General features: G+C 37.5%; 21 protein-coding genes. 12 read left to right on the forward strand and 9 right to left on the reverse strand.

Translation table 11 applies throughout. The features are described from left to right. The 7 genes from AC1DG9_RS10315 to AC1DG9_RS10345 form a co-directional block, all read left to right on the forward strand. A partial coding sequence (locus AC1DG9_RS10315; RefSeq protein WP_477634591.1) for a tetratricopeptide repeat protein occupies positions 1-599 on the forward strand: 599 nt, incomplete at its 5' end. A 105-nt stretch (positions 600-704) separates the two neighbouring features. Continuing rightward, positions 705-2264 carry a hypothetical protein gene (locus AC1DG9_RS10320; protein WP_337717232.1) on the forward strand — a complete coding sequence of 520 codons (1560 nt, stop codon included), beginning with the start codon at positions 705-707 and terminating at the stop codon, positions 2262-2264. A 56-nt stretch (positions 2265-2320) separates the two neighbouring features. Next, a complete protein-coding gene (ribH, locus tag AC1DG9_RS10325) occupies positions 2321-2812 on the forward strand; it encodes a 6,7-dimethyl-8-ribityllumazine synthase (RefSeq protein WP_172661566.1) in 492 nt (163 codons plus the stop codon). Positions 2813-3029: 217 nt separating this feature from the next. After that, positions 3030-3362, forward strand: coding sequence for a bacillithiol system redox-active protein YtxJ (gene ytxJ, locus AC1DG9_RS10330; protein WP_099440663.1), 333 nt, complete (start codon positions 3030-3032; stop codon positions 3360-3362). A 278-nt stretch (positions 3363-3640) separates the two neighbouring features. Further along, positions 3641-4519: a lipoyl synthase gene (gene lipA / locus AC1DG9_RS10335; RefSeq protein ID WP_108205081.1), complete on the forward strand. Its 879-nt coding sequence runs from the start codon at positions 3641-3643 to the stop codon at positions 4517-4519. A gap of 66 nt (positions 4520-4585) precedes the next feature. Continuing rightward, a complete protein-coding gene (locus AC1DG9_RS10340) occupies positions 4586-5137 on the forward strand; it encodes an RNA polymerase sigma factor (protein WP_172661567.1) in 552 nt (183 codons plus the stop codon). Position 5138: 1 nt separating this feature from the next. Continuing rightward, a complete protein-coding gene (locus tag AC1DG9_RS10345; RefSeq protein WP_288882004.1) occupies positions 5139-6017 on the forward strand; it encodes an anti-sigma factor in 879 nt (292 codons plus the stop codon). A gap of 5 nt (positions 6018-6022) precedes the next feature. Here AC1DG9_RS10345 and AC1DG9_RS10350 read toward each other — a convergent pair whose 3' ends face one another. The 4 genes from AC1DG9_RS10350 to AC1DG9_RS10365 form a co-directional block, all read right to left on the reverse strand. Continuing rightward, positions 6023-6958: an NAD(P)H-hydrate dehydratase gene (locus AC1DG9_RS10350; RefSeq protein WP_288882001.1), complete on the reverse strand. Its 936-nt coding sequence runs from the start codon at positions 6956-6958 to the stop codon at positions 6023-6025. A 4-nt stretch (positions 6959-6962) separates the two neighbouring features. Next, positions 6963-9806 (reverse strand): excinuclease ABC subunit UvrA, encoded by a 2844-nt coding sequence (gene uvrA / locus AC1DG9_RS10355; protein ID WP_477634592.1) that lies wholly within the window; start codon positions 9804-9806, stop codon positions 6963-6965. Between the two features lie 90 nt (positions 9807-9896). Beyond that, positions 9897-10940 (reverse strand): ferredoxin--NADP reductase, encoded by a 1044-nt coding sequence (locus tag AC1DG9_RS10360; RefSeq protein ID WP_337717234.1) that lies wholly within the window; start codon positions 10938-10940, stop codon positions 9897-9899. A 103-nt stretch (positions 10941-11043) separates the two neighbouring features. Further along, on the reverse strand, positions 11044-11832 hold the full coding sequence (locus AC1DG9_RS10365) for a lytic transglycosylase domain-containing protein (RefSeq protein ID WP_288881998.1): 789 nt from the start codon (positions 11830-11832) through the stop codon (positions 11044-11046). 328 nt (positions 11833-12160) lie between these two features. Between AC1DG9_RS10365 and AC1DG9_RS10370 the strand changes: the two genes are divergently transcribed. Next, positions 12161-13630, forward strand: coding sequence for a pseudouridine synthase (locus tag AC1DG9_RS10370; protein WP_337717235.1), 1470 nt, complete (start codon positions 12161-12163; stop codon positions 13628-13630). A 7-nt stretch (positions 13631-13637) separates the two neighbouring features. After that, positions 13638-14750: a lactonase family protein gene (locus tag AC1DG9_RS10375; RefSeq protein ID WP_288881993.1), complete on the forward strand. Its 1113-nt coding sequence runs from the start codon at positions 13638-13640 to the stop codon at positions 14748-14750. A 71-nt stretch (positions 14751-14821) separates the two neighbouring features. Here AC1DG9_RS10375 and bshA read toward each other — a convergent pair whose 3' ends face one another. The 3 genes from bshA to tilS form a co-directional block, all read right to left on the reverse strand. Further along, entirely contained in the window at positions 14822-15967 is a 1146-nt protein-coding gene (gene bshA / locus AC1DG9_RS10380) for an N-acetyl-alpha-D-glucosaminyl L-malate synthase BshA (RefSeq protein WP_172661574.1), read from the reverse strand. 97 nt (positions 15968-16064) lie between these two features. Next, positions 16065-16547, reverse strand: coding sequence for a hypothetical protein (locus AC1DG9_RS10385; RefSeq protein ID WP_172661575.1), 483 nt, complete (start codon positions 16545-16547; stop codon positions 16065-16067). 85 nt (positions 16548-16632) lie between these two features. Next, positions 16633-17958, reverse strand: coding sequence for a tRNA lysidine(34) synthetase TilS (gene tilS / locus AC1DG9_RS10390; protein WP_337717237.1), 1326 nt, complete (start codon positions 17956-17958; stop codon positions 16633-16635). Between the two features lie 128 nt (positions 17959-18086). Here tilS and AC1DG9_RS10395 point away from each other — a divergent pair, with 128 nt between their 5' ends. Continuing rightward, the gene (locus AC1DG9_RS10395; protein ID WP_477634593.1) at positions 18087-20336 is read left to right on the forward strand and encodes an OstA-like protein; all 2250 of its coding nucleotides are present in this window, start codon (positions 18087-18089) and stop codon (positions 20334-20336) included. Here AC1DG9_RS10395 and rdgB read toward each other — a convergent pair. Together rdgB and AC1DG9_RS10405 are read right to left on the reverse strand one after the other, a co-directional pair. Further along, positions 20308-20889 carry an RdgB/HAM1 family non-canonical purine NTP pyrophosphatase gene (rdgB, locus tag AC1DG9_RS10400; RefSeq protein ID WP_216854428.1) on the reverse strand — a complete coding sequence of 194 codons (582 nt, stop codon included), beginning with the start codon at positions 20887-20889 and terminating at the stop codon, positions 20308-20310. The two genes, AC1DG9_RS10395 and rdgB, sit on opposite strands and share 29 nt — an antisense overlap. Beyond that, entirely contained in the window at positions 20889-21461 is a 573-nt protein-coding gene (locus AC1DG9_RS10405) for a DNA polymerase III subunit psi (protein ID WP_172661579.1), read from the reverse strand. Before AC1DG9_RS10405 ends, rdgB begins: the two co-directional genes overlap by 1 nt. 111 nt (positions 21462-21572) lie before the next feature. On the opposite strand from AC1DG9_RS10405, the gene AC1DG9_RS10410 reads away from it, so the two are divergent. Together AC1DG9_RS10410 and AC1DG9_RS10415 are read left to right on the forward strand one after the other, a co-directional pair. Further along, the gene (locus AC1DG9_RS10410) at positions 21573-22163 is read left to right on the forward strand and encodes a hypothetical protein (protein ID WP_172661580.1); all 591 of its coding nucleotides are present in this window, start codon (positions 21573-21575) and stop codon (positions 22161-22163) included. A gap of 63 nt (positions 22164-22226) precedes the next feature. Further along, a partial coding sequence (locus AC1DG9_RS10415) for a peptidylprolyl isomerase (protein ID WP_477634594.1) occupies positions 22227-23228 on the forward strand: 1002 nt, incomplete at its 3' end.

A 23228-nucleotide genomic window follows, 5' to 3' on the forward strand; every position in this document is an offset into this window, starting at 1 on the left:
GCCTTTTGTTCATTGCAGGTGCTATCATTGTACTAATTGGAATTTACATCTGGTATCAGAATGTTTATTTAAAAAACAGAGCGGAAGAAGCCTCAGCTAAAATGTATAAAGCAGAGCAATTCCTTGGTGTAGACTCATTAGCCAACAAAGCTATAAACGGCGAAGGTGGTTATCCAGGATTTGAAAAAATTGCTGATGAATACGCGAACACTAAATCGGCCAACCTTGCTAACCTTTATTTAGGCGGCATCTATTTACGTAAAGGTGAATACAAAAAAGCAATTGAATCTTTAGGTAAATACTCTGATACAGGAAGCCCTGTTGCAGATCCTTTAGCATTAGGTTTATTAGGTGACGCTTACAGCGAACTAAAAGACTACAAGCAAGCCATCACTTATTATAAAAAAGCTGCCGATAAAGCAAGCAACAAATTCACCTCTCCATTGTTCCTTAAAAAACTAGGTTTAGTTTATGAAGTTCAAAAAGACTACAAAGGTGCTGCTGATGCTTACAACAAAATTAAAACACAGTATCCTCAAAGTCAGGAAGCTCAAATGATAGACGAATATATTGCTCGTGCAGAAGCACAGGCAAAATAGTTTGCTACAAATATTCTACTAAAAGGCCAGTACATATGTACCGGCCTTTTTTTTTGACGTTTTACGTTTCCTCTATTTTTTATACCTTAATAAAAATTCTAACTCATGGATTTAATTAACGACCTCAGAAACGCGAAAATCATTACTGACAGAGAAGCAACACGAATAACCAGCTTCCTGAATAAAGCATCCCGTCAACATCCATTATTACCTTTCGAGGCTTTGTATTATTTTTTCTTAAACAGAGACTCAGAAGAAATAAATACCAATGTGGGAATTGTTATTGTACCAGACGAATCAGTTTCGGTGTCTTCAGATAAACAAAATAGTAATGAGTCCATTGCTTTTTTAGAGATCTTATTAAGATACAAATTGATTAGCAATGACATTCATCATAAACTGGATGAAAGGCTAAAACACTGCATTCTAAGCGAATTTCACATCTTACATCTGGCCAACGAACTAATTAAATTAAAAGCTGCTTTTACCATAGAAAAGCAATTAGAATTTGCCGATACGCTTACTCAAAAGTACTCCTATGGATTAATCAGTGGGTTACTAAATCCTGATGAGCTGGAAAAACTGCGGGCAGACATAACAGAAAGTAAACTCCAGGGCTATTTCGATTTCTTTAAGTACAGCAGATATTGCTCTGTTATTGATCTGTTGCATTACCCGGAGGGCCATAAAGAACTGCTTGCAGATCTAACTGAAATTGTAAATAGTTTAATCTATACTGTATTTAAGATTAAGGAAATTACGTTCTCAATCGGTGAGTTTTCAGGCGTGCCTATTCACCATTCTAAAAAATGGACAATAAATATTAATACCGGAGAGCAAGTCCATAAGTATGATCATACTGATTTTCATATACCTGAAAACAAGAGAAGTTATGATCAAATCCTTATTCAAAATATACTTAAATCTGTAAATATCCTGCTTGCTGATTTTAATTGCAGCCACAGATTTACTTCTTTAATCTCAAAATTACCCGGACTTTTATTCCCTGAGCATCACCAAAAAATCCTAATTTGCAGAGTAGATCGCGAAAACCAACAGATATTTCAGTTCTACAGGAAGGATGATCTATTTTTATACAACACACCTATACCCAATTTCCAATTACCCATTTCTTACAAACACATTGCCTATGCAATGCATCATTTTAAAGAAAGTGGTATTTTCTCATCTCTAAGTGAGGCGGAATTGAACACACGTATCACAGGCATTTACCAAAAAACGTATTACCTGGCTACAGAAATTTTATCATTATTCCCTGAAATTGTAATTCCTGTAATTACAGACCCGCTACCTGGCAAAAAGCCGTATAAAGAATTTCTCGAGACTCTAAATCACATTTCCAAAGGCATATTAAATTTTTCAAACATCGACGATGGTTTTCCTATTTACGAACCAGAAACTTTGTATTCCCGCTGGGAATTCAAAGTCTCATTTGAAATAGATGGAGAGCAGCACGCATTTACTTGCAATTATCTTGAAATGGGATTTAACAATCCGGTTATTTATGCCATTACAGAAATTATTAATCAAAGATATTCCAGCTATCAGTTAATAAGAGTGCCAACCGACCGCATCTATCATGATCTTTATCTTTTTACTCCAAAAGCAGCAATCTCTTACCTAGAATCAACAAAAGTACTTTAAGCACTTCCTTACTTTTCAATTAAAAAACTTTTATGATTTTTCCCTAGCTTTGCCCCATGGCAACACAATTAAAGAACCTGTCTGATTTTTCTCATACAACAGTACCAAACGGAAGCGCTTTTAAGATAGCTATAGCGGTAGCAGAATGGAACGCAGAAATTACCGGAAGCTTATACAATGGCGCTTTGGAAACACTAACTAAACATGGTGTTACCCAAGAGAATATCCTATCAATTGCAGTACCGGGTAGCTTTGAACTAACATCCGCAGCTGATCTGCTTTTACAAAAACATAAGGACCTTGATGCGGTTATTTGCCTTGGCTGTGTAATACAGGGAGATACCAAACACTTTGACTTTATTTGTGATGCAGTTGCAAACGGTATCACTCAGGTAAGTGTTAAACATAGTAAACCTGTAATATTTGGTGTATTAACTACCAATGATCAGCAACAAGCTATAGACAGAGCCGGAGGTAAACACGGAAATAAAGGTGATGAGGCTGCTATTACCGCTTTAAAAATGGCTGAGCTTTTGGCAACAGTCTAAAATTACTTTGATACTTTCTTCGAAAAGCTGTAGATTAGAAGAATATATCAATTAAAGATCATACAGATGAAGAAAGTAGCTATTTTATTACTTGGCGTATTTTTTGCCATATCTGTTTTAGAAGCATGTTCTAACAGGCTTTGTCCGGCTTACAATTCGTATCCGGAAGGCAAGAGAAGAAGATGATAACTAAGGCTAAACTTTAGAAAGATATTAGATGCAGTGGAAAAACATTACTGATTTAACTCAAATCAGCGAAATAAAACAAAAAGAAGGTTACAGTTTAATTTTTAAACACAGTACCCGCTGTTCGGTTAGCTCTATGGCTAAGCGACGTTTTGAATTGGACTGGGAAGTATTACCAGCTGATACTTCACTGTATTTTCTTGACCTGATCAGCTATCGCGACATCTCTGCAGAAATAGCTGAAATTTTTCAAGTGCACCATGAATCTCCTCAAATCCTTTTGATCAAAGATGGAGATTGTATTCTGGATGCTTCTCATAGTGACATCTCTGCAGACGAAGTTGCAGAAGTGATCAACAACTAGCAAATCTACTTTAGAAGTTAAAAGAAACCCTTTTCCGGGCAGGCTAACGCATGCCTTATATTGCCGTTACACATTGTTTATCAACATTTTACACATCGTTTATACAATCTTTTATTGCTTAAGCATTGGTTAACTATTGTTTGATCATTGTATAAGCATTGTATAAACCCCAATACAAATCTGATTATCAGATATTTATGTAGGGTTAAAAAATAACATTACACCAGGTAAACATTTCATTTTTGCAACAATTCAAACCTATTGCTTAACTTTGTACCATGATCGCACTTCCGGTTGTTTCAGAAAACCCAGTACAACGTAAACCAGATTGGCTTAGAGTAAAGCTTCCTGTTGGTAAAGAATATGCACAAGTTCGTAGTCTTGTAGACACTCATAAGCTACATACGATCTGCGAAAGCGGTAATTGCCCCAATATGGGCGAATGCTGGGGCGCAGGCACGGCTACCTTTATGATCCTGGGAAATATTTGTACACGTTCTTGTTCCTTCTGTGCTGTAGCCACAGGCCGACCTTTAGCCGTTGACCTTGACGAGCCAAACCGTGTGGCCAATTCAGTTAAACTGATGCAGGTAAAACATTGCGTTATTACCTCGGTAGACAGAGATGATTTAAAAGATGGTGGCTCTATTATCTGGGCAGAAACCCTACAGGCAATTAGAAGAGAAAGTCCTGAGACTACTCTTGAAACACTTATTCCGGATTTCAGAGGGGTATGGGACAACTTGTACCGTGTATTGGAAGAAAGACCTGAGGTGATGTCACACAATGTTGAAACAGTTAGACGTTTAACCAAACAAGTGCGTATCCAGGCAAAATACGATAGAAGTTTAGAATGTCTGAAACGCATTTCGGAATTTGGATTAAGAACTAAAACAGGCATCATGCTTGGTTTAGGTGAAACAGAAGATGACGTTTTAGAAGCAATGGATGACCTTGTAGCTAATGGAGTTCATATTTTAACACTGGGCCAGTATCTGCAACCTACACGTAATCATCACCCTGTGATAGACTGGATTCATCCAGATCAGTTTGCTAAATACAAAGAAATAGGATTGGCTAAAGGATTAAGGTATGTAGAAAGCGGCCCTCTGGTACGTTCTTCTTATCATGCAGAGAAACACTTATTTGATTTTTAACTCCCGGTTAATTAAAAACAAATTCTCCTTTCATCTTGTTGTAGTTTCTGTATATTAGCAAAACCCTTGGGAACTACAAAAAAAATATCGCTATCTGAAGAAGAGCTGGTTAGTAAACTGAAAAGTCGGGATACTATAGCTGTTCAGGCATTGTATGACATGTACTCTGGTGCATTGCTAGGTGTTATCTCAAGGATTATTCTGCAAACTGAAGTAGCTGAAGATCTGTTACAAGAAACCTTTATAAAAATCTGGAACTCTGCAGATAGCTACGACAGCTCTAAAGGCCGACTATTTACATGGATGATGAACATTGCACGCAACTTAGCTATAGACAAGTTACGCTCAAAAGATTTTAAAAATTCAGGTAAAAACCAAGATATAGAAAATAACGTAGATTTCATTGACGCACAAAAAGAGGTTACCTTTAATGCGGATATTCTGGGGATAAAAGATATGGTTACCGCGCTTAAACCCGAATTTAACGATGTATTAAATATGGTGTATTTTAAGGGGTACACACACGTAGAAACGGCAGAAGAATTAAATTTACCATTAGGTACTGTAAAAACACGTATCAGAATGGCTATTATGGAATTAAGAAAGCATTTTAACTAAAGTGGAAGAAGTAAAAGCATATATTGAATCAGGCATACTTGAACTTTACGTTCTGGGGCAATTAAATGCTCAGGAGCAGAAAGAAGTTGAAGCAATGGCATCAAAATATCCTGAAGTAAAACAGGAAATTGAAGCCATTGAGATTGCTATGGAACAATATGCGCTTGAAAATGCGATAAGTCCTTCTATTGATCTGGAGAGTAAAATTCTGGAAAAAATAGGCGTTACCAAAAGTCCGGAAAAAACCGAGTCTTTACCAGAGCCTGTTAAAGTAGTTGAACCGATAAAAGAAGCGGTAATTGTACCATTGAACACCGCTCCTTATGAGTCTAAAATAAAATCTTTACGAATTGCACTTGTAGCATGTATTGCGCTTTTAGCTGTAAGTATTGTTGCGCTTTACTCTGCACACAATCAATTAGGCGATGCCAAAGATCAGATTGCTGCCTTAAACCTTAACAACGAGAAATTTACAAGTACTGTTAATTTCATGAAGCAAAGCAATGCTGATCTGCAAAAGATCATTGATATGAACAATGATCCGGATTGGAAAACCGTAAAACTAGCTGGAACTGTTATGGATCCGAAAGCGAAAATGACGGTTTACTGGCATGCAAAAGGTAAACATGTAATGGTCGACAATTCTAAAATGGATTTACCTGCCAATGATCAGCAACATCAATATCAACTTTGGGCTATTGTAAATGGCAAACCTGTTGATTTAGGTGTATTTGACGTTAAAGCAGATTCTACTCATATTCTTGTGGCCATGAAAGAAATTGGCTCTGCTGCTGCATTTGCAGTAACGCTAGAGAAAAAAGGTGGCAGCGTAAGTCCTACCATGAATCAAATGATTGTAATAGGCAACGTTTCGATCTAACAATTTTAACCCAGAAAATCTTTTACAGTTTTTGGAAGTTGCATTGCAACCTGTGATGCAGTTACATTAAAAACATCTGCAGCCAAATCATCGCCTGCTTTGCCATGAAAATAGCATCCTAATATTGCGGCATCCTTTGCAGGATAACCTTGTGCAACATATGCGGTAATTATTCCGGTAAGCACATCCCCCATACCACCCTGTGCCATTGCCGGGTTACCAGTGGAATTAATAAGTACTTCACCTCGCTGGCTCACAATAAAAGTATATTGATTTTTAAGAACAATCACTATGCCTAGCTGTATCGCTTTTTTTCGTGCAGTCTGTAGCCTGTCCCACCAATTCGTATGCTTGCCAAATAAATTATCAAATTCCTTTAGGTGGGGTGTTATTATGGAGTGTTTTTCTATTACAGCCAACAGATCCGGACGCGAAGCTAATATATTTAAGGCGTCTGCATCTGCAATAAAGTCTCTTTTTAGGGCAAATAACTGCGCCAGTGTCTGTTCAGCTTTTGCTCCTTTACCTAAACCAGGGCCTATAGATATGGCATTATACTTAGTTAGTGCTTCATTTTTTAGCAGTGCCTTCCTTTTTACAAACATTACTTCCGGTAGGGATGTATTCAACGCCAACAGGCCGCTTTCGGGCATTGAAGTGGTAGTCAGCCCTGCTCCTGCATAAAGGCAGCCCTTAGAGGCCAGCAACGCAGCTCCCATAGTTTGGGGAGCACCTGCAATAATTAATGCATGCCCATAAGTGCCTTTATACGAAAATGCTGTTCTTTCTTTAAACAACTTTTTGATATCATCAGGCTGTATAAGGCGATATGGAGATGTTTCTTCTTCTTTAGTATTTTGTTTACCCAGACCCGTTCCTACCACCTGCACTTTGCTGTGCGGATCTGAGTCTGGAATGAAAGAATCTAAAAAGATAGCCATATGCTTAAAGTCCCATTTCTTTTTTTAAAAACTTACCGGTAAGGCTTATTGGGTTTTGAATTAATCCTTCTGGTGTGCCCTCAAAGATAATTCTGCCTCCACCTATACCGCCTTCTTCACCAAGGTCAATAACCCAGTCGGCAACTTTTACAACATCCAGGTTATGTTCAATAACAAGTACTGTATTTCCCTTTTCAACCAATTCGTTTAGTACACCTAACAATACATTGATATCTTCAAAGTGCAAACCCGTAGTTGGTTCATCCAGAATGTAAAAAGTTCTTCCTGTATCTTTTTTAGAGAGTTCTGTAGCCAGTTTTACACGCTGCGCTTCTCCTCCCGATAAAGTTGTTGATGATTGCCCCAGGGTGATATATCCTAAACCAACATCTTTAAGTGTTTTAATTTTGCGATAAATAGAAGGCATGTTCTCAAAGAAGTCGCATGCTTCTTCTATACTCATGTCCAATACGTCGCTGATAGATTTACTTCTGTAACGTACTTCCAGCGTTTCGCGGTTATATCTTTTTCCTCCACACTCTTCACATGGCACCTGTACATCTGGCAGGAAGTTCATCTCTATAACCTTCATTCCTCCACCCTGACAGGTTTCGCAACGCCCCCCCTTTACATTGAAAGAGAAGCGGCCAGGCTTATAGCCTCTTATCTTGGCTTCAGGCAGCTGAACGTACAGATTTCTGATATCTGAAAATACACCTGTATAGGTGGATGGATTAGAACGTGGCGTACGACCAATAGGTGCCTGATCTATTTCGATTACTTTATCTATTTCTTTTAAGCCGTTAATCCTTTCGTACGGAAGCGGATGTTTTTTTGCTCTAAAGAAGTGATGGTTTAATATGGGATACAGTGTTTCAGTAATTAAACTTGATTTGCCACTGCCAGATACTCCGGTAACTGCTATAAACTTGCCTAATGGAAAATCAACCGAAACATCTTTTAAATTGTGGCCGCTTGCCTTAATGATGGAAAGCTTGTGTCCATTTCCTTTTCTGCGTTTGGCAGGCACCTCTATCCCCTTTTTACCATTTAGATAAGCGGCAGTTAAGGTATCCGATTTCAGGATTTGAGCTGGTGTTCCCTGCGCAACAATTTGGCCACCATGGGCTCCTGCAGCAGGGCCTACATCAATTACATGATCTGCTTCCAGAATCATGTCCTTATCGTGTTCAACAACCAACACCGTATTACCAAGATCCCTAAGATTTTTAAGGGCTCCTATTAAACGCTCATTATCACGCTGATGCAAACCAATACTAGGCTCGTCCAGAATATACATTACATTCATTAACTGCGACCCGATTTGGGTAGCTAACCTGATTCTTTGTGCCTCACCGCCAGAAAGTGTACGTGCAGTAYGATCTAACGACAGGTAATTTAAACCAACATCTGTAAGGAAGCCTAATCTGGCGCGTATCTCTTTAAGAATTTCTTTGGCAATAATGTTTTGCCGCTCGGTAAGTCTGCTCTCTACATCTACATACCAGTTTTTAAGGCTGATGATGTCCATTTCGGCAAGCTCAAATATGTTCTTACCATCAATTTTAAAGTTCAGACTCTCTTTCTTTAAACGCGCGCCATTACATACAGGGCAGGTTTTTAGTTTCCGGAAGCTCTCCATATCATCAACTCCTCCCTCACCCTTCCGCTCTTGCTGCTCTTCTAACAGCTTAATAATTCCATCAAATGAGATTTGATAGTTCTGAACGTTCCATTTATTATACTCTACGGCTACACTTAATAATTCGTGAGTACCATTTAGAAGAATATTAATATTCTCTTCTCCAAGTTTTTCAAGTGGAGTTGAAAGCGAGAAGTTATATTTTTTTGCAAGCGCTTTTAAAACCTGAAATACCCATACTTCTCGATATTCGCCTAACGGGGCTAATCCTCCATTTAGAATACTTAGTTTAGGATTCGGCATCACCGACTCTTTATCAATTACAAATATGTATCCTAAGCCGTCGCAATTCTCACAAGCTCCATAAGGAGAGTTAAAAGAAAAACTATTTGGCTGTGGCTCATCGTAAGAGATGCCCGTTGTTGGGCACATTAAAAAACGACTGAAATGAGACACATTGTTTGCCTTATCACTTATTTTGATGATTCCCTTTCCTAAACGCATAGCAGTTTGGAGTGAATCCTGAAGTCGTTTTATATCTTTCCGGTCTATTACAAGCCTGTCTACAACAATTTCAATGTCGTGGATCTTGTACCTGTCAACCTGCATTTTAGGTGTAATATCCTGTATATCGCCATCGATACGCACTTTAACGTATCCTTGTTTACGGATTTGTTCAAAAAGTTCCCGGTAGTGGCCCTTACGACCTTTAACAACGGGTGCCAGGATATTTACCGGCATGTCATCAAACTTATTGAATATGTTATTAAGGATCTGATCTTCGCTCATACGCTCCATCTTCTCACCTGTATTGTAAGAAAAGGCATCAGCTGCGCGGGCATAAAGTAAACGCATAAAATCATAGATCTCAGTAATTGTTCCTACGGTAGATCTTGGGTTCTTACTTGTCGTTTTTTGTTCAATTGCAATAACCGGGCTTAAGCCCGAGACTTTATCTACATCAGGTCTTTCCATCCCCCCCATAAACTGGCGCGAATAGGCACTAAAGGTTTCCATATACCTCCGTTGTCCCTCGGCATAAATGGTATCAAATGCCAACGAGGACTTGCCGCTTCCACTTAAGCCTGTAATTACAACAAGCTTATTTCTGGGAAAGGAAACATCTATATTTTTAAGGTTATGCACCCTGGCACCATACACTTCTACATCTTTTTGCTCGCCCAGGTCAATGGTATTTTTGCTCATATATATATTAAAAACAATATGGATATCTGATGATTAAGATAACAATTTTAAAGGCACAAAGGTAAGCCATTATAAGGAAAGATTATCTATTTACCAAACTATGGTTGTGTCATTTTCTGTAGGATGGCCTGTACAGACCAGCACCCTGCCGGCCGCAATTTCATCATCCATTAAAATTTCGTTATAATCCATACGTACACCGCCTTTAACGCAATTTGCAGTACATGTACTGCAGATTCCAGCCTTACAACTGTACGGCACATCTATATTTTGTTCAAGAGCGGCATTAAGTATCGTCTTATTATAGGGCACCGAAAGTCTGTATTCCTGCCCTCTAAGGTTCAAAACCACAGAGTAGGTATTTGTATCTTTTACTTCCTTTTCTGTAGTATCGTCTTCATCTACTTCATCCTCCGGCATTACAAAAGTTTCTCTTTTGATCTGACTGATATCGAATCCCAGGTTAAGCAGGGTAATGCGGCAGGTAACCATATAGTCTATTGGCCCGCAGGTATAGAATAAAGCGTCTCTTTCATTAAACTCCATGCATTCCTTAACTATTTTTTCTATAAGAAACACATTTAACCTGGCCATCATCAGATTCTGCGATTGGCTTGATACGTAAATAATCTTAAACCTATCGGGATAGTTTTTCTCCAGCTCATTAAGCTCATCGTAAAAAAGTGTTTCAGCTGGCGAGCGACTACTATATATAAGGATGAGCTTCGAATGGCTTTCTTTTACCAGAGCCGTTTTAATAATAGCGAAAAGCGGTGTAATGCCTACCCCTGCGCCAAAAAGGAAAACAGTTCTTTTTAGCTCATCTTGCGGCGGGTAAGTAAACAAACCATTGGGTTGCATAGCATACAGGATATCTCCAACTGCTGTTCTATGATGCAATAGTCTCGATATTTCACCGTTTTCTACTCGTTTTATAGCAATAGCAAGTGGTTCATCAACATCAGGAGAACTACATAGAGAATACGACCTCCTAAGCGCTCTTCCTTGAATATCAAAAACTAATGTTAAAAATTGGCCGGCTAAGTATTTTGGTTTTAATCCATCCAAAACATCGAATGTAAGAACCAGTGTTTCCCCCGGCCCATACTTCATATTTTGTATACGCAATTTCATCGCTCCCATCATAGGGCAGTAAATTAGTAATTTTCATATAAAACAAAAAGCCGTTCCAATAATTTGGAACGGCTTTCCCCATTTGCACGTGTCTTTTCTCTTTCTAATTTATAGAACTTTGGGCATTACCCCCGTTCAAAGCTAATAATGCTCTTGGAGCTCTATAGCCATGACGAACAGGATCTTCCACTATCTCTTTCATGGAAATCAATTTATAAACATAACCGCCTGTTTCACGGTTTAATTTCATTTTGAAATAATTATCCTGATTTTGTCTGTCTATTTGTCTTCTCATGTGGCCATCACCTACATTATAGGCTGCTGCAACAAGTGTCCAGCTATCAAAAATACCATAAAGCTCTTTGATGTATTTAGCCGCTGCTATAGTTGATTTACGTAAATTCTGACGCTCATCTACTCTTGAGTTAACTTTTAAACCGTATGTACGGGCAGTTGTAGGCATAAATTGCCAAAACCCTGAGGCACCTTTTGGTGACACACCCGCTTTTAATCCTGATTCTACTAAAGGAACATATTTAAAATCCTCTGGAATGCCGTAAGCGGCAAGGATTGGTTCTATCACAGGAAACCATTCTGCCGCTTTTCTATGCAGGCGATTGGTCTGTAAATTGTCGAAGCTAAATTCTGCTAGAATTCTCTTCATTTTGCGTTCCACTTTGGCATCCCCTAGTGGTAGTGTTTCTTCTGCGAAACTCAATTTAGCCATCAGAGATAATGGCTTTTCATTTTGTGTTACTGTTGTATCTTTTTTTGTTGTTTTTTCTTCTTTTGAAAGACTTTTTGCTGCTTGGGGCATGTTGTAAGCAAACACTTTTGCCATAACCAGTAATGAAATTATTACCGTACATGTTATTATGTGTTTCTTTATCATTTTCCTCCTTTTTTTGGTTAATAATATAAAACGCCTGCAAACATACAACATATTGACCTAATTATCAAGCTTTTATGAAAAACACTTCCAAAATCGAGGTTTAAACTGCCGTGAGGCTAGATTTTTTTGGTTCAGGTTACGCAAGAGAAAAAATGCGAAAAACTAAGCATTTTCGACTCCAAAACCAGTCAGTAAAACCTCCAAAACCAACCTATAAAGGAGCTCCGCATTTTCTGAAATATTACGGTTTATCTACACTTAAAATTGTGAATTAGAGCAATTTTAAGTAAGTTTGCACCCGCATAAATTATGYGGTTAAAAGCGTATCATGATAAAAAACAACAAYAGGAACAGTCGGGATGACAAGTCCAAACCGGGAAACCGAAGCACAACTGGCAAAAGACCAAGTGGAACAGAGAGTTCTTACAAAGGAAAAAGCAAGTTTGATGATAGAGAAGGAAAAGATAATAAATTTGGTGCGTCGAAAGACTTTAAGCCAAGAACACCAAGAGACGGAGACAGCAACAGAGATTATAAGCCAAGAGAGGGCGACAGAAAGGATTTTAAACCTAGAGGAGGAAAAGACGGAGACTCTAGAGGCTTTAAACCAAGAACTGAGAACGACTCAAAAGATTTCAAATCAAGAGGCCCAAGAACATCGGGTAGTGATTTCAAACCAAGAACACCAAGGGATGGTGATTCAAAAGGATTTGCCCCTAGAGGTGCGGCAGGTAAAGACTTTAAGCCAAGAACACCAAGAGACGGAGACAACAGAGACTACAAGCCAAGAGCTTATAAAGAAGGTAGCTCAAGAGAAACTCCTCCAGGCGAAAAAACTCGCAGTTACATAAAGAAAGATAATTTTAGTCCTACTGGCGATAAGCCTTTCAGGAAGTTCGATGATAAAAAAGGACAATCGTCTAGAAGTACTGACAGCAGACCATTCAGGAAAAGAGAGGGAGATGGCGCGAAATCTGACTTTCAATCTCGCCCTGATCGTGCAGAGCGCGGCGGACGTCCAGAACGTTTCGATAAAGAAACGGTTATGCGCAGCAGGAAATCTCCTGTTATAAAAGACGACGGCTTAATCCGTTTAAACAGATACATCGCAAATTCAGGAATTTGTTCCCGTCGTAAAGCCGATGAGCTTATTGCTGCCGGCGTAGTTTCTGTTAATGGAGTAGTTGTTTCTGAATTAGGTCAGAAAGTTGATCCTTCGAAAGATGAGATCCGCTATAATGGTGAATTGTTAAAACGTGAGAAAAAGGTTTATGTGCTTTTAAACAAACCTAAAGATTACATCACCACTACTGATGATCCACAAGAACGCAGAACTGTGATGCAACTTGTTGAAAAAGCAAGTAGAGAACGTATTTATCCTGTTGGAAGATTAGATCGCAATACTACTGGTTTGTTATTAATGACAAACGATGGTGATCTTGCCGACAAACTATCTCATCCTAAAAATGGCATTACAAAAATCTATCACGTTGAATTAAGCAGGAGTTTAAGTCAGGGTGATTTGAATAAAATTCAGTTTGGGATTGAACTTGAAGATGGTATAATTAAACCAGATTCAGTATCTTACGTTGCCGGTGGCACCAAACGCGAGGTTGGTATCCAGATCCATAGTGGTAAAAACAGAATTGTGCGCAGGATTTTTGAACACCTGGGCTACGATGTTGTTAAACTGGATAGAGTTGTTTATGGTAATTTAACCAAGAAGGATCTTCCACGTGGAAGATGGCGTTTCCTTGAAGAACATGAATTAATCCAGATCAAACATCTGATTAAATAATTTAAACATGAGAAAATCTTTCCTTTTACCCATTATCCTTTTAGCGATGCAAAGTTGTGCACAGAAAAATGATTACAATTTAATAATTGGAACATATACCAATACGGGTAAGAGCGAAGGAATTTATACTTATGATTTTGACACCAATACTGGTGAATCTAAACAGTTAAGTGTTACAAAAGGTGTTGAAAACCCAAGTTACCTTACCTTAAGTGCAGATAACAAATTTGTTTACGCTGTAAACGAAACTGGAAAAACAAGCGCGGTAAGCGCATTTAGTTTTGACGCTGCAAAAGGTGACCTTAAGTTTTTAAACAAACAGGCTACGAATGGTGATGATCCTTGTTATATTGTTGCCGATGAGAAAAATGTAATCTCTGCCAATTATTCTGGAGGTAATGCTTCTGTTTTCGGCATTGAAAGCAATGGCTCATTGGGTGCATTAAAACAAATTGTTCAGCACTTTGGAAAAAGCGTTAATAAAGACAGGCAAAATAGTCCTCATGTGCACATGGTGTTTTTTACACCAGATCATAAATATTTAATTATTAATGACCTTGGAACAGATAAGGTTTACTTATATAATTACAATATCAATGGTACTAATGATGTTCTTACTCCTCATGATAGCGTAGCAATAACACCCGGTGCCGGACCAAGACACATCACCTTTAGTAAAGATGGTAAGTACGCGTACCTGATTCACGAAATGGATGCCGGAATAACAGTTTTTAGCTATACTAACGGATCACTAGAAAAAATACAGGAAACTAAAATAACTGAAGACGGGTTTAGCGGGGAAAATGGTGCGGCAGATATTCATATCTCTCCGGATGGCAAATTCTTATATGCAACTAACAGAGGAAGCGAAAACAACATCACTTTCTTTGCTATTGAAAAAGGAGGCTTGCTGAACAAAAGAGGTCAAATCAGCACTTTGGGTAAAGGTCCAAGAAATTTTTCGATTGATCCTACCGGAAAGTATCTGTTGGTTGCTCATCAGTATACAAACGATGTAGTGGTATTTGAACGCAATACACAAACCGGCGAATTAAAAGATACAGGAAAGAGAATTGCTGTTGGAGCTCCGGTTTGTTTGGTTTTTGCACCTAAGAAATAAAATCATTAAAAGAGGGTGATCATTATTTATGATATACCCTCTTTTACTTTTCAAGCTACTTCTATAATTAATTATACCGCTTTTAGTTTATGCTGCGCCTCAATAACCTTGTTATAATAGTTAATATAAGCTGGCAATATTTTCTTAAGATCAAAATCTTTCGCCCTTGTTAAAGCGTTTTCTTTGAACTGCTTTAATACATCATCATTTTCCAGGATATGAATTGCTTTTGAAGCCATATCATCAATATCACCAACATTACTCATATACCCGCAAAAGCCGTCAATATTTAATTCCGGTAATCCACCCGCATTTGAAGTAATAGCAGGGACTTTGCAAGCCATAGCTTCAAGTGCTGCCAAACCAAAACTCTCAGACTCTGAAGGCATTAGAAACAGATCAGAAACAGAAAGAATTTCTTCTATTGCATCTTGCTTTCCTAAGAATCGAACGTGTTCACAAATCCCAAGGTTTCTGCAAAGCTGTTCATCATATGCGCGTTCGGGCCCATCACCTACCATTAATAATTTTGAAGGAATTTTAGCCTGAATCTTTTGAAACATTCTAATCACGTCAGCCGTACGCTTTACTTTTCTAAAGTTCGAGGTATGAATTAATATACGTTCGTTGTTAGGGGCAATTGCTTTTTTAAAATGATCTTTTGGCTTTAAACTAAATCTCGAAAAATCAATGAAGTTCGGAATCACCTGAATCTCATTAGTAATTTCGAAATGCTTCTCTGTATCATCTTTTAAGCTTTGTGAAACAGTTGTAACCCCATCTGATTTGTTGATAGAAAAAGTAACTACCGGTTTATAGGTTGGATCTTTACCAACAAGTGTAATATCTGTACCGTGCAGCGTGGTTACAAATGGAATGTTAATGCCGTAAGTTTCTAAAATTTGCTTTGCCATAAACGCAGCGGATGCATGTGGAATTGCATAATGAACATGCAAAATATCCAGTTTTTCGAAACGCACTACATCCACCAGTTTACTGGCCAATGCTGATTCGTAAGGTGCATAATCAAATAATGGATAATCTCTAACTGATACTTCGTGATAGAATAAGTTTTCAGAGAAAAAGTCTAGCCTGGCTGGCTGACTATATGTGATGAAATGTACCTGATGACCTTCGTCGGCAAGCGCCTTGCCTAATTCAGTGGCAACTACACCACTACCTCCAAAAGTCGGGTAACAAACGATACCTATTTTCATGAATATTTTTTTACGATGCAAAGTACACTACTTAAATTGAGCTTTGTGTTAAACAATTGCAATTATTTAAGTTTTTGATCGGCTCAAAAGATTTGATTTAAGATTTCATCTCGGCTTGTATCACGAGATACATTTCATTAGGTCTTTGCGTACCAATGTAATATTCAAATCCATCAGTATCTGTAAGCACAACAGCGTCTTTCCCGGATGAATAAAAACGAATACTTCCCTTCCGGTGAAGGTTATAAACAGGGTTATTGAATAAGTAATTACTATAAGTATCTTTTCTTACTTTAACTATTGAATTCAGATCTATTTCTACTCTTTTAGCAGACCACAAGCCGTCTATTATGATTTTTTTATGCTCAATAATGGTTTTGTATTGAATTAGAAAAAGCAACGCTATTGAAACTCCAATGATACCAAATCCAACTACAAGAAATAAATCCTGGGTATTATCTCTATCTCGTTCATATACATAGGCAGCGAAGCAAAATGCAGCCATAACTAACCTGATACAGATCCTGATATAGTCACGTCCTATGTACTGTTTTTCAAAAAAAGCGTAGCGATTGCTCATTTATGTAAATTTCAATAAAGTTACTTTTTTTTTATTTCCGTAGTACCCCTATCTCAGTTAAGATTGTTTAAAAAATGTAATATGATTATTTCAGATCGAATATAGCCACTTTTTTTGTGGCCGATGTCACCTTGTATCTATCATCTTGCCGCATACCACCCAGCCAAATAATTTCGCCGTTTCCGTTTATCAGAATAGGGACACCAGCCTTCTCTGCAAGCGGGATTTTCTCATCAATAAAAAAATCGCTTAAGTTTTTAAAGAACTTCATACCTAGCGGCATAAACTTATCGCCAGATTGCCAGGTTCGCACCACTAAAGGAAACATGAGCTTATCAGCATCTACAAATGCCCTTTTGGTACTCTTTTCAAAATATGGTTCATCTATGAAAGACATTAATATCTTATGCTGCGACAGATTTACGCTTTGATCGTTAACATGAATAAATGCCAATTGCAGATTTTCTTCAACAATAGGATTTAATATCAAATCATCCCTATCGATGGTAATTCTATGAGAACTGCTATAGAAAGAGGTCCCACTTTGCTTGTTTAGCGCCTGCAGCAGTTCTATCACTACAAGTTCCGAGAAACCAAAGGGCCTAAGCAGTTCAAAAATTAACAACCGCTGCGGCTTCAATGCTTTGACCTTGGCAATTGACAAGTGCAAGCTATTTTGTTTTTCGACAAGCAAGTCCTCCCTTAGTTCGGAAACTGCTTTTTGCAACACAAGCTCCGTTTCAGAAAACCGCTGAATATTTTGTTCAAATGTTTGCTCCAGATTAGGATTAATCTCTTTAAGATGAGGGATAACCTTTAGGCGAATTTTATTGCGGGCATAGTCTACAGATAAATTTGAACTATCTTCTACAAAATCAATATTATGCTCTGCTATTAATTCATTAATTTGCTCACGCGAAAGAAATAGCAGGGGCCTGATGAGCTTATCTCTTTTAGGGAAAATGCCATGCAACCCGGCTATCCCTGTTCCCCTCGTTAAATTTAACAATACGGTTTCCATGGCATCATCCTGGTGTTGTGCAAGAGCGATGAAATTATAGTTATTAGATTCCCGTATCTCTTCGAACCAATTGTACCGCAAATCTCTGGCGGCCATTTGGGTAGATATTTTATGCGCTGCAGCGTAATTTTTAGTTTTGAAGTGGGTTACATAAAATGGCACTTCCAGGGAGTTGGCGAGCATTCGTACAAAGCTTTCGTCTCTTTGAGACTCATCTGCCCTTAAATTAAAATTACAGTGTGCTATACCAAAATCAAAACCAGCGAGTTTAAAGAGATGGGCCATTAAAACAGAATCCTTCCCGCCACTAACGGCAAGCAGTATCTTGTCGCTAGCAATGAAGAGTGAATTATGGCTTATAAAATCTTTAAAGTTTTGAATGGGTAACATCTTTCAAAAATATTTAATTAAAATGGTAAGCAAAAAACTAACTTTGTAAAGTGCAGAAAATACGCTTTTTCATTATCTTTTTCATGTTTCCTTTCTCTTTGCTAGCGCAACAGAGAACCAAGATTATTTTGAAGGATGCCAGAATAGGAAATACAGATGGAAAGAAAAACATTTCTTATCTGAAGTATCCAGTATTTATTCATGAAAATGCTACGTTAACTTGTGACAGTGCTGTTTTTTATCAAAACGACAATGTTTTTGAGGCATTTAAAAACGTCCATATTAATCAGGGAGATACCATAAATATCTACTCTGATCATTTAACATACAATGGAAATACTAAAATTGCCCACTTAACCAGTAATGTGCGTATGATCGACAAGGAGTCTGTTCTTACCACTAATGTGCTTGACTACAATATGGCCACCAAAGTTGGAACATATGTAGAAGGAGGCAAAATTGTTAATAAAGATGTGACCTTAACGAGTAAAAACGGCTACTACTTTTCTAATAGCCGAGATTCTTACTTTCGTTATAATGTTGTAGTGGTAACACCACAAAGCACAATTAAATCAGACACATTAAGGTACAATACCCTTACCAACTGGACCTATTTTTATGGCCCTACAAATATAAAAGGTAAAGAAGATAACCTATATACCGAAAATGGCGCATACAACACCAAAACTGAATATGCTTATTTTGGCAAGAAGAACTTATACACCAATGGGACTAAATCTTTAAAAGGAGATAGTTTATACTATGATGGTATAGCAGGATATGGTAAGGCTGTTAGGAATATCATCTTTAAAGATACTGCCGACAAAACGGTTCTTTATGGTCAATTGGGTTATTACTACAAAATAGACGAGCGTACTGTTGTAACCAAAAATGCGTATGTAGGTATGGGGACAAAAGACTCCATAACAGTAAACAACAAGTTACAGCCAGATAGCTTATGGTTGGGTTCGGATACATTAGAAACTCAAATGGTACTTCAAAAAACTTTGAAGTTAATTGAATCACCGGTACTCAAACAAAACAATGAATTGGGTGATCCTGAGAAACCACAGAAGAAAGGTGAATCACAAGCACCCGGGATGACGGCCGAGGAAATTGGAATAGCAAAGAAATCGGAGAAAAAAGAAGCAAAAGAAAAAGCGAAAACTGCTAAAAGAGATAACAAAAATACAAAACCTGTTGATTCTACGGCAATTAAAGCAGCTAAAGATAGCCTGCTAGCAAAGGTTTCCTTACCCAAGGATAGCCTTTCTAAGGATAGTATTGCTCAAAAGAAACCCGATACTTCATTAATTAAGGATTCTTTAAATGCGGCAAAAGACCCAGTTAAACCTATAAAGGCAGCGATTTCAGGTAAAAAACCTGATAGTCTAAGTAAAAAAGCCGATAGCCTGGCAAAATCAGGAAATGTAGCGAAGAAGATTAACGGGGCCATTAAAACCACGGATAGTTTAGTAAAGAAAAATATTAAGGATTCAATACCACCTAACCCTTTGGATACGGTAAAAACACGTTCCATTAAAGCTTATCATAATGTAAGGGTTTACAAATCCAATATGCAGGCTAAAGCAGATTCTCTATTTTATACAAGTGCCGATTCCACTTTAAGGTGGTACGGAGACCCTATTTTATGGTCGCAGAACTCTCAACAAACCGGAGACACTATTTACCTTCGCTTAAAAAACAATAAGCTTAATACGTTACAGGTAATTGATAATGCATTTCAGGTGAATGTAAATGCGGATTCCGCAAGGTTTAATCAGATAAAAGGAAAACTCATTACTGCTTTCTTTAAAGATGGAGAATTAAGCACCATGTTTGTGGATGGAAATGCAGAAAGTGTTTATTATAACAGGGGAAAAGACAGTGTATACACCGACATGAACCAAACTGTAAGCAGTAGAATAAAGATCTTGTTTAAAGACAAAGAAATAAGTCATATTCTTACTGTTAAAGAACCCGRGGGAATCAGGGTGCCTATTACTGAACTAAAAGAAGATGTTTTGTTAACAGGATTTACATGGAAACCTGAACTTAGACCGCTTTCTAAAAAGGAAGTAATAAGTGGGAAACCTAAAACAAAACCTGCTGCATCTAAAAGCCCGGCAGCAGGGGCAAAAAAACCTGGAAGCCCGACAGGCAAAGCACCCAATAAAGCTGAAGTAGCCAAAAAAGGATTAATTAAAACTGCTTCAAAAGAACTTGTTAAGGCTGCCTCCAAAATTGATTCAGCCGCAATAGATTCAGCAAAAGCTATTATTGCTCCAATTAAGAATATCTTACCCTTAAAGCCCGATACCAGTAAGAAACCTGATACTGCTAAAAAAATTACACCTGCTCCTTTAAAAAAGCAATAAGCTTTTTCATCGCAATTGCCCTGTGACTGATCTCATTCTTTTCCGTCATGCTCATTTGCGCAAAGGTCCTATCGTAGCCAATAGGCATAAATATTGGATCATAACCAAATCCTTCATCTCCTATTGGAGTTTGTGTAATGTTGCCATAAACAACCCCTTCAAAAAGATAGTTCTTATTATTTTGGTTTAAAGAAATAACGGTTTTAAAATGGGCCTTTCTATTCGTTTTACCTTCCATCTTTTTTAGTACAAGATTAAGGTTTTCAAGATCATCTCTAACTCCTGAGTACCTGGCCGAATAGATTCCAGGTTCATTGTCTAATGCCTCAATCTCCAATCCGCTATCATCAGCAAAACAATTCAACTTAAAATTATCAGTTACATAACTGCTTTTAAGCTCTGCATTCTCTGCAAATGAGTTCCCTGTTTCAGGGATATCAACATCACAGCCAATATCTTTAAGATTTAAAACTTTATATTGATTTACAAGGAGTTTACCAATTTCTTCTGTCTTATGCTTATTGTTGGTAGCAAACACCAATTCAGGTAGCATCATAGTCCCAGTTGTTTCAAACTACCCCATAATACTTTCTTTCCATTTGCATCTTCATCCAGTTTTTGGAGCGCCGAAGAAAAGATAAGCTTTACTTCTCCTTCAGTTACTACTGTGTTTTCAGGATGCTGCTTTAATCCAAGTTGCTGAGATGAAACACCAAATGCAAATACAATGACACTCGAAAAACGAGCCTTCAATTGCTCATAGCTTGCTTCTTTATACTTGGCGTAATTAAGCAACGCGAAATCACTAGCGGTTAGATTTATTGATTTTACGATCTTTCTTAACAATTCCCTACCCCTTTCATCACTAACGTCATTATGCTCATCGTATACCAAAATCAGTATATTACGGTTATTATTACCTAAAAATTTAAACTCAGGTTGTACTTTAACTAAGGGAATTATTGGTTCATTAACAATTAAAGGCTGAGCAGGTGAAGATGCTTCATCTTTTACATAAACTTGCACTTCTTCATTTAACGTCCCCTCAGGCTCTTTAACCAGGTAAATATCATCCGTAAAAAATAAACGCAGACCTTCTCCGTCAGTTGTAAGTTGGCTCACCATTAATGATAATTTTATTGAAAATCTTTTTTCTGTTAAAATTAGTTAAATATCTCATTATAGTACCTTTATTTATTACTTTTATGCCTTAAAATTATATACCATAAGTCTTTTGTGAGAAAAGTTTACTGTTCCATTATCATCAGTCTTTTTATTACCGGTGCATTTGCTCAAAATGTGGCTGTAGTTAATGGAAAACCAATAAGCAATAAAGAGTTTATGTGGGTATATAAGAAAAATCATTCCGGCAACGGAAATGCGACGGCTGAAGATTTACATGCTTATCTAACCTTATATGTAAACTTCAAACTTAAGGTTACTGAAGCCAGAGAGTTGGGTCTGGATACGGACACAGGCTATCTTGCCGAGGTAAAAAACTATGAACACGCATTGCGTACACAGAAAAGAATATCGAAAACAAAACCAGAATATCTTTTCATAATGAATGAATATAAAGAAGCGGTTTTAATGTTTAATATCTCTGAAATAAAGGTATGGAACCAGGCGCAGAATGATGAAAATCAGCTCCGCATTTTTTATGATAAAAACAAAAGCGTTTATTTGCAAAGTTCTTTTGATGAGGTTAGAGGGCAGGTAGTCACAGATTATCAGCAGGAACTGGAGAATGAATGGATAAAAGCACTAAGAAAAAAATATCCTGTAAAGATTAATCAGGACGAGATAAGAAAATTGGCTAAGCCATGAGCTTCACGCCAATAGCACAGATAATATTAGATTTGCAAAAGAATATAATTGAACAACCATAGAATGAGGAAATTTTTAGTAACAGCAAGCGGATTGATTTGTTTGTTTTTCAACGTACAGGCTCAAAAGAAAAATATAGATAAAGTTGTTGCTGTATTAGGTAATAACATCATTTTACTATCAGATTTAAATCAACAATATGCACAATACTTAAATTCAGGAAATCCTGATGATGATAAAGTAAAGTGCTATATATTGCAACAAATGCTTGCTCAGAAACTACTTAAACAACAAGCAGAAATTGACTCTGTTGTAGTTGAAGAAGCCCAGGTTGATGAGGAAGTTGAAAAACGTATGCGTTATCAGATCCAGCGCGCAGGTGGACAAGAAAGATTGGAACAGTTTTTAAATCGCTCTGTTCTTCAGTATAAAGATGAGATCAGACCTGACATTAAAGAGCAGTTGATCTCTAATAAAATGCAGCAAAAAATAACTCAGGATGTAAACATTACACCGATTGAGGTTAAACGTTATTTTGATTCTTATAAAAAAGATAGTCTTCCTGATATTCCTACTGAATTTGAAGTTGGAGAAATTGTACTTCATCCAAAACTTACAAAAGCAGAAAAGCAAAAATTCTATGATAAAATTGATGCATTAAGGTTAAGAGTGAAAAGTGGTGAGGATTTTGCATTCCTTGCTAAATCTTATTCTGAAGATACAGGTTCAGCTGCTGAGGGTGGTGACCTTGGATTCTTCGATCGTACCAGAATGGTGAAAGAATTTACAGCTTGGGCATTTAAATTAAAACCAGGTGAAATGTCGCCGGTATTTGAATCAGAACACGGCTTCCATATTCTTCAGGTTATTGAACGCCGCGGAGAACAGGTTCAGGCACGCCATATTCTTATACGTCCGGAAACTACACCGGCCAGCTTAGAAAGAACTAAATTACAAGCCGATACCATTTACAAAAATATCGTAGAGAAAAAACTTCCATTCTCTACCGCTGCTTCATTATATTCTGATAACAAGGAATCTCAATATAACGGTGGTATGATATTA

The organism is Pedobacter sp. 05L430, assembly GCF_056397585.1.

Excerpts from the sequence above, each read along its gene's own strand:
- AC1DG9_RS10320 (WP_337717232.1), top strand. The coding sequence starts at position 705 with ATGGATTTAATTAACGACCTCAGAAACGCGAAAATCATTACTGACAGA.
- ribH (WP_172661566.1), top strand. The coding sequence starts at position 2,321 with ATGGCAACACAATTAAAGAACCTGTCTGATTTTTCTCATACAACAGTA.
- ytxJ (WP_099440663.1), top strand. The coding sequence starts at position 3,030 with ATGCAGTGGAAAAACATTACTGATTTAACTCAAATCAGCGAAATAAAA.
- lipA (WP_108205081.1), top strand. The coding sequence starts at position 3,641 with ATGATCGCACTTCCGGTTGTTTCAGAAAACCCAGTACAACGTAAACCA.
- AC1DG9_RS10350 (WP_288882001.1), bottom strand. The coding sequence starts at position 6,958 with ATGGCTATCTTTTTAGATTCTTTCATTCCAGACTCAGATCCGCACAGC.
- AC1DG9_RS10360 (WP_337717234.1), bottom strand. The coding sequence starts at position 10,940 with ATGAAATTGCGTATACAAAATATGAAGTATGGGCCGGGGGAAACACTG.
- AC1DG9_RS10365 (WP_288881998.1), bottom strand. The coding sequence starts at position 11,832 with ATGATAAAGAAACACATAATAACATGTACGGTAATAATTTCATTACTG.
- AC1DG9_RS10375 (WP_288881993.1), top strand. The coding sequence starts at position 13,638 with ATGAGAAAATCTTTCCTTTTACCCATTATCCTTTTAGCGATGCAAAGT.
- bshA (WP_172661574.1), bottom strand. The coding sequence starts at position 15,967 with ATGAAAATAGGTATCGTTTGTTACCCGACTTTTGGAGGTAGTGGTGTA.
- AC1DG9_RS10385 (WP_172661575.1), bottom strand. The coding sequence starts at position 16,547 with ATGAGCAATCGCTACGCTTTTTTTGAAAAACAGTACATAGGACGTGAC.
- tilS (WP_337717237.1), bottom strand. The coding sequence starts at position 17,958 with ATGTTACCCATTCAAAACTTTAAAGATTTTATAAGCCATAATTCACTC.
- rdgB (WP_216854428.1), bottom strand. The coding sequence starts at position 20,889 with ATGCTACCTGAATTGGTGTTTGCTACCAACAATAAGCATAAGACAGAA.
- AC1DG9_RS10405 (WP_172661579.1), bottom strand. The coding sequence starts at position 21,461 with ATGGTGAGCCAACTTACAACTGACGGAGAAGGTCTGCGTTTATTTTTT.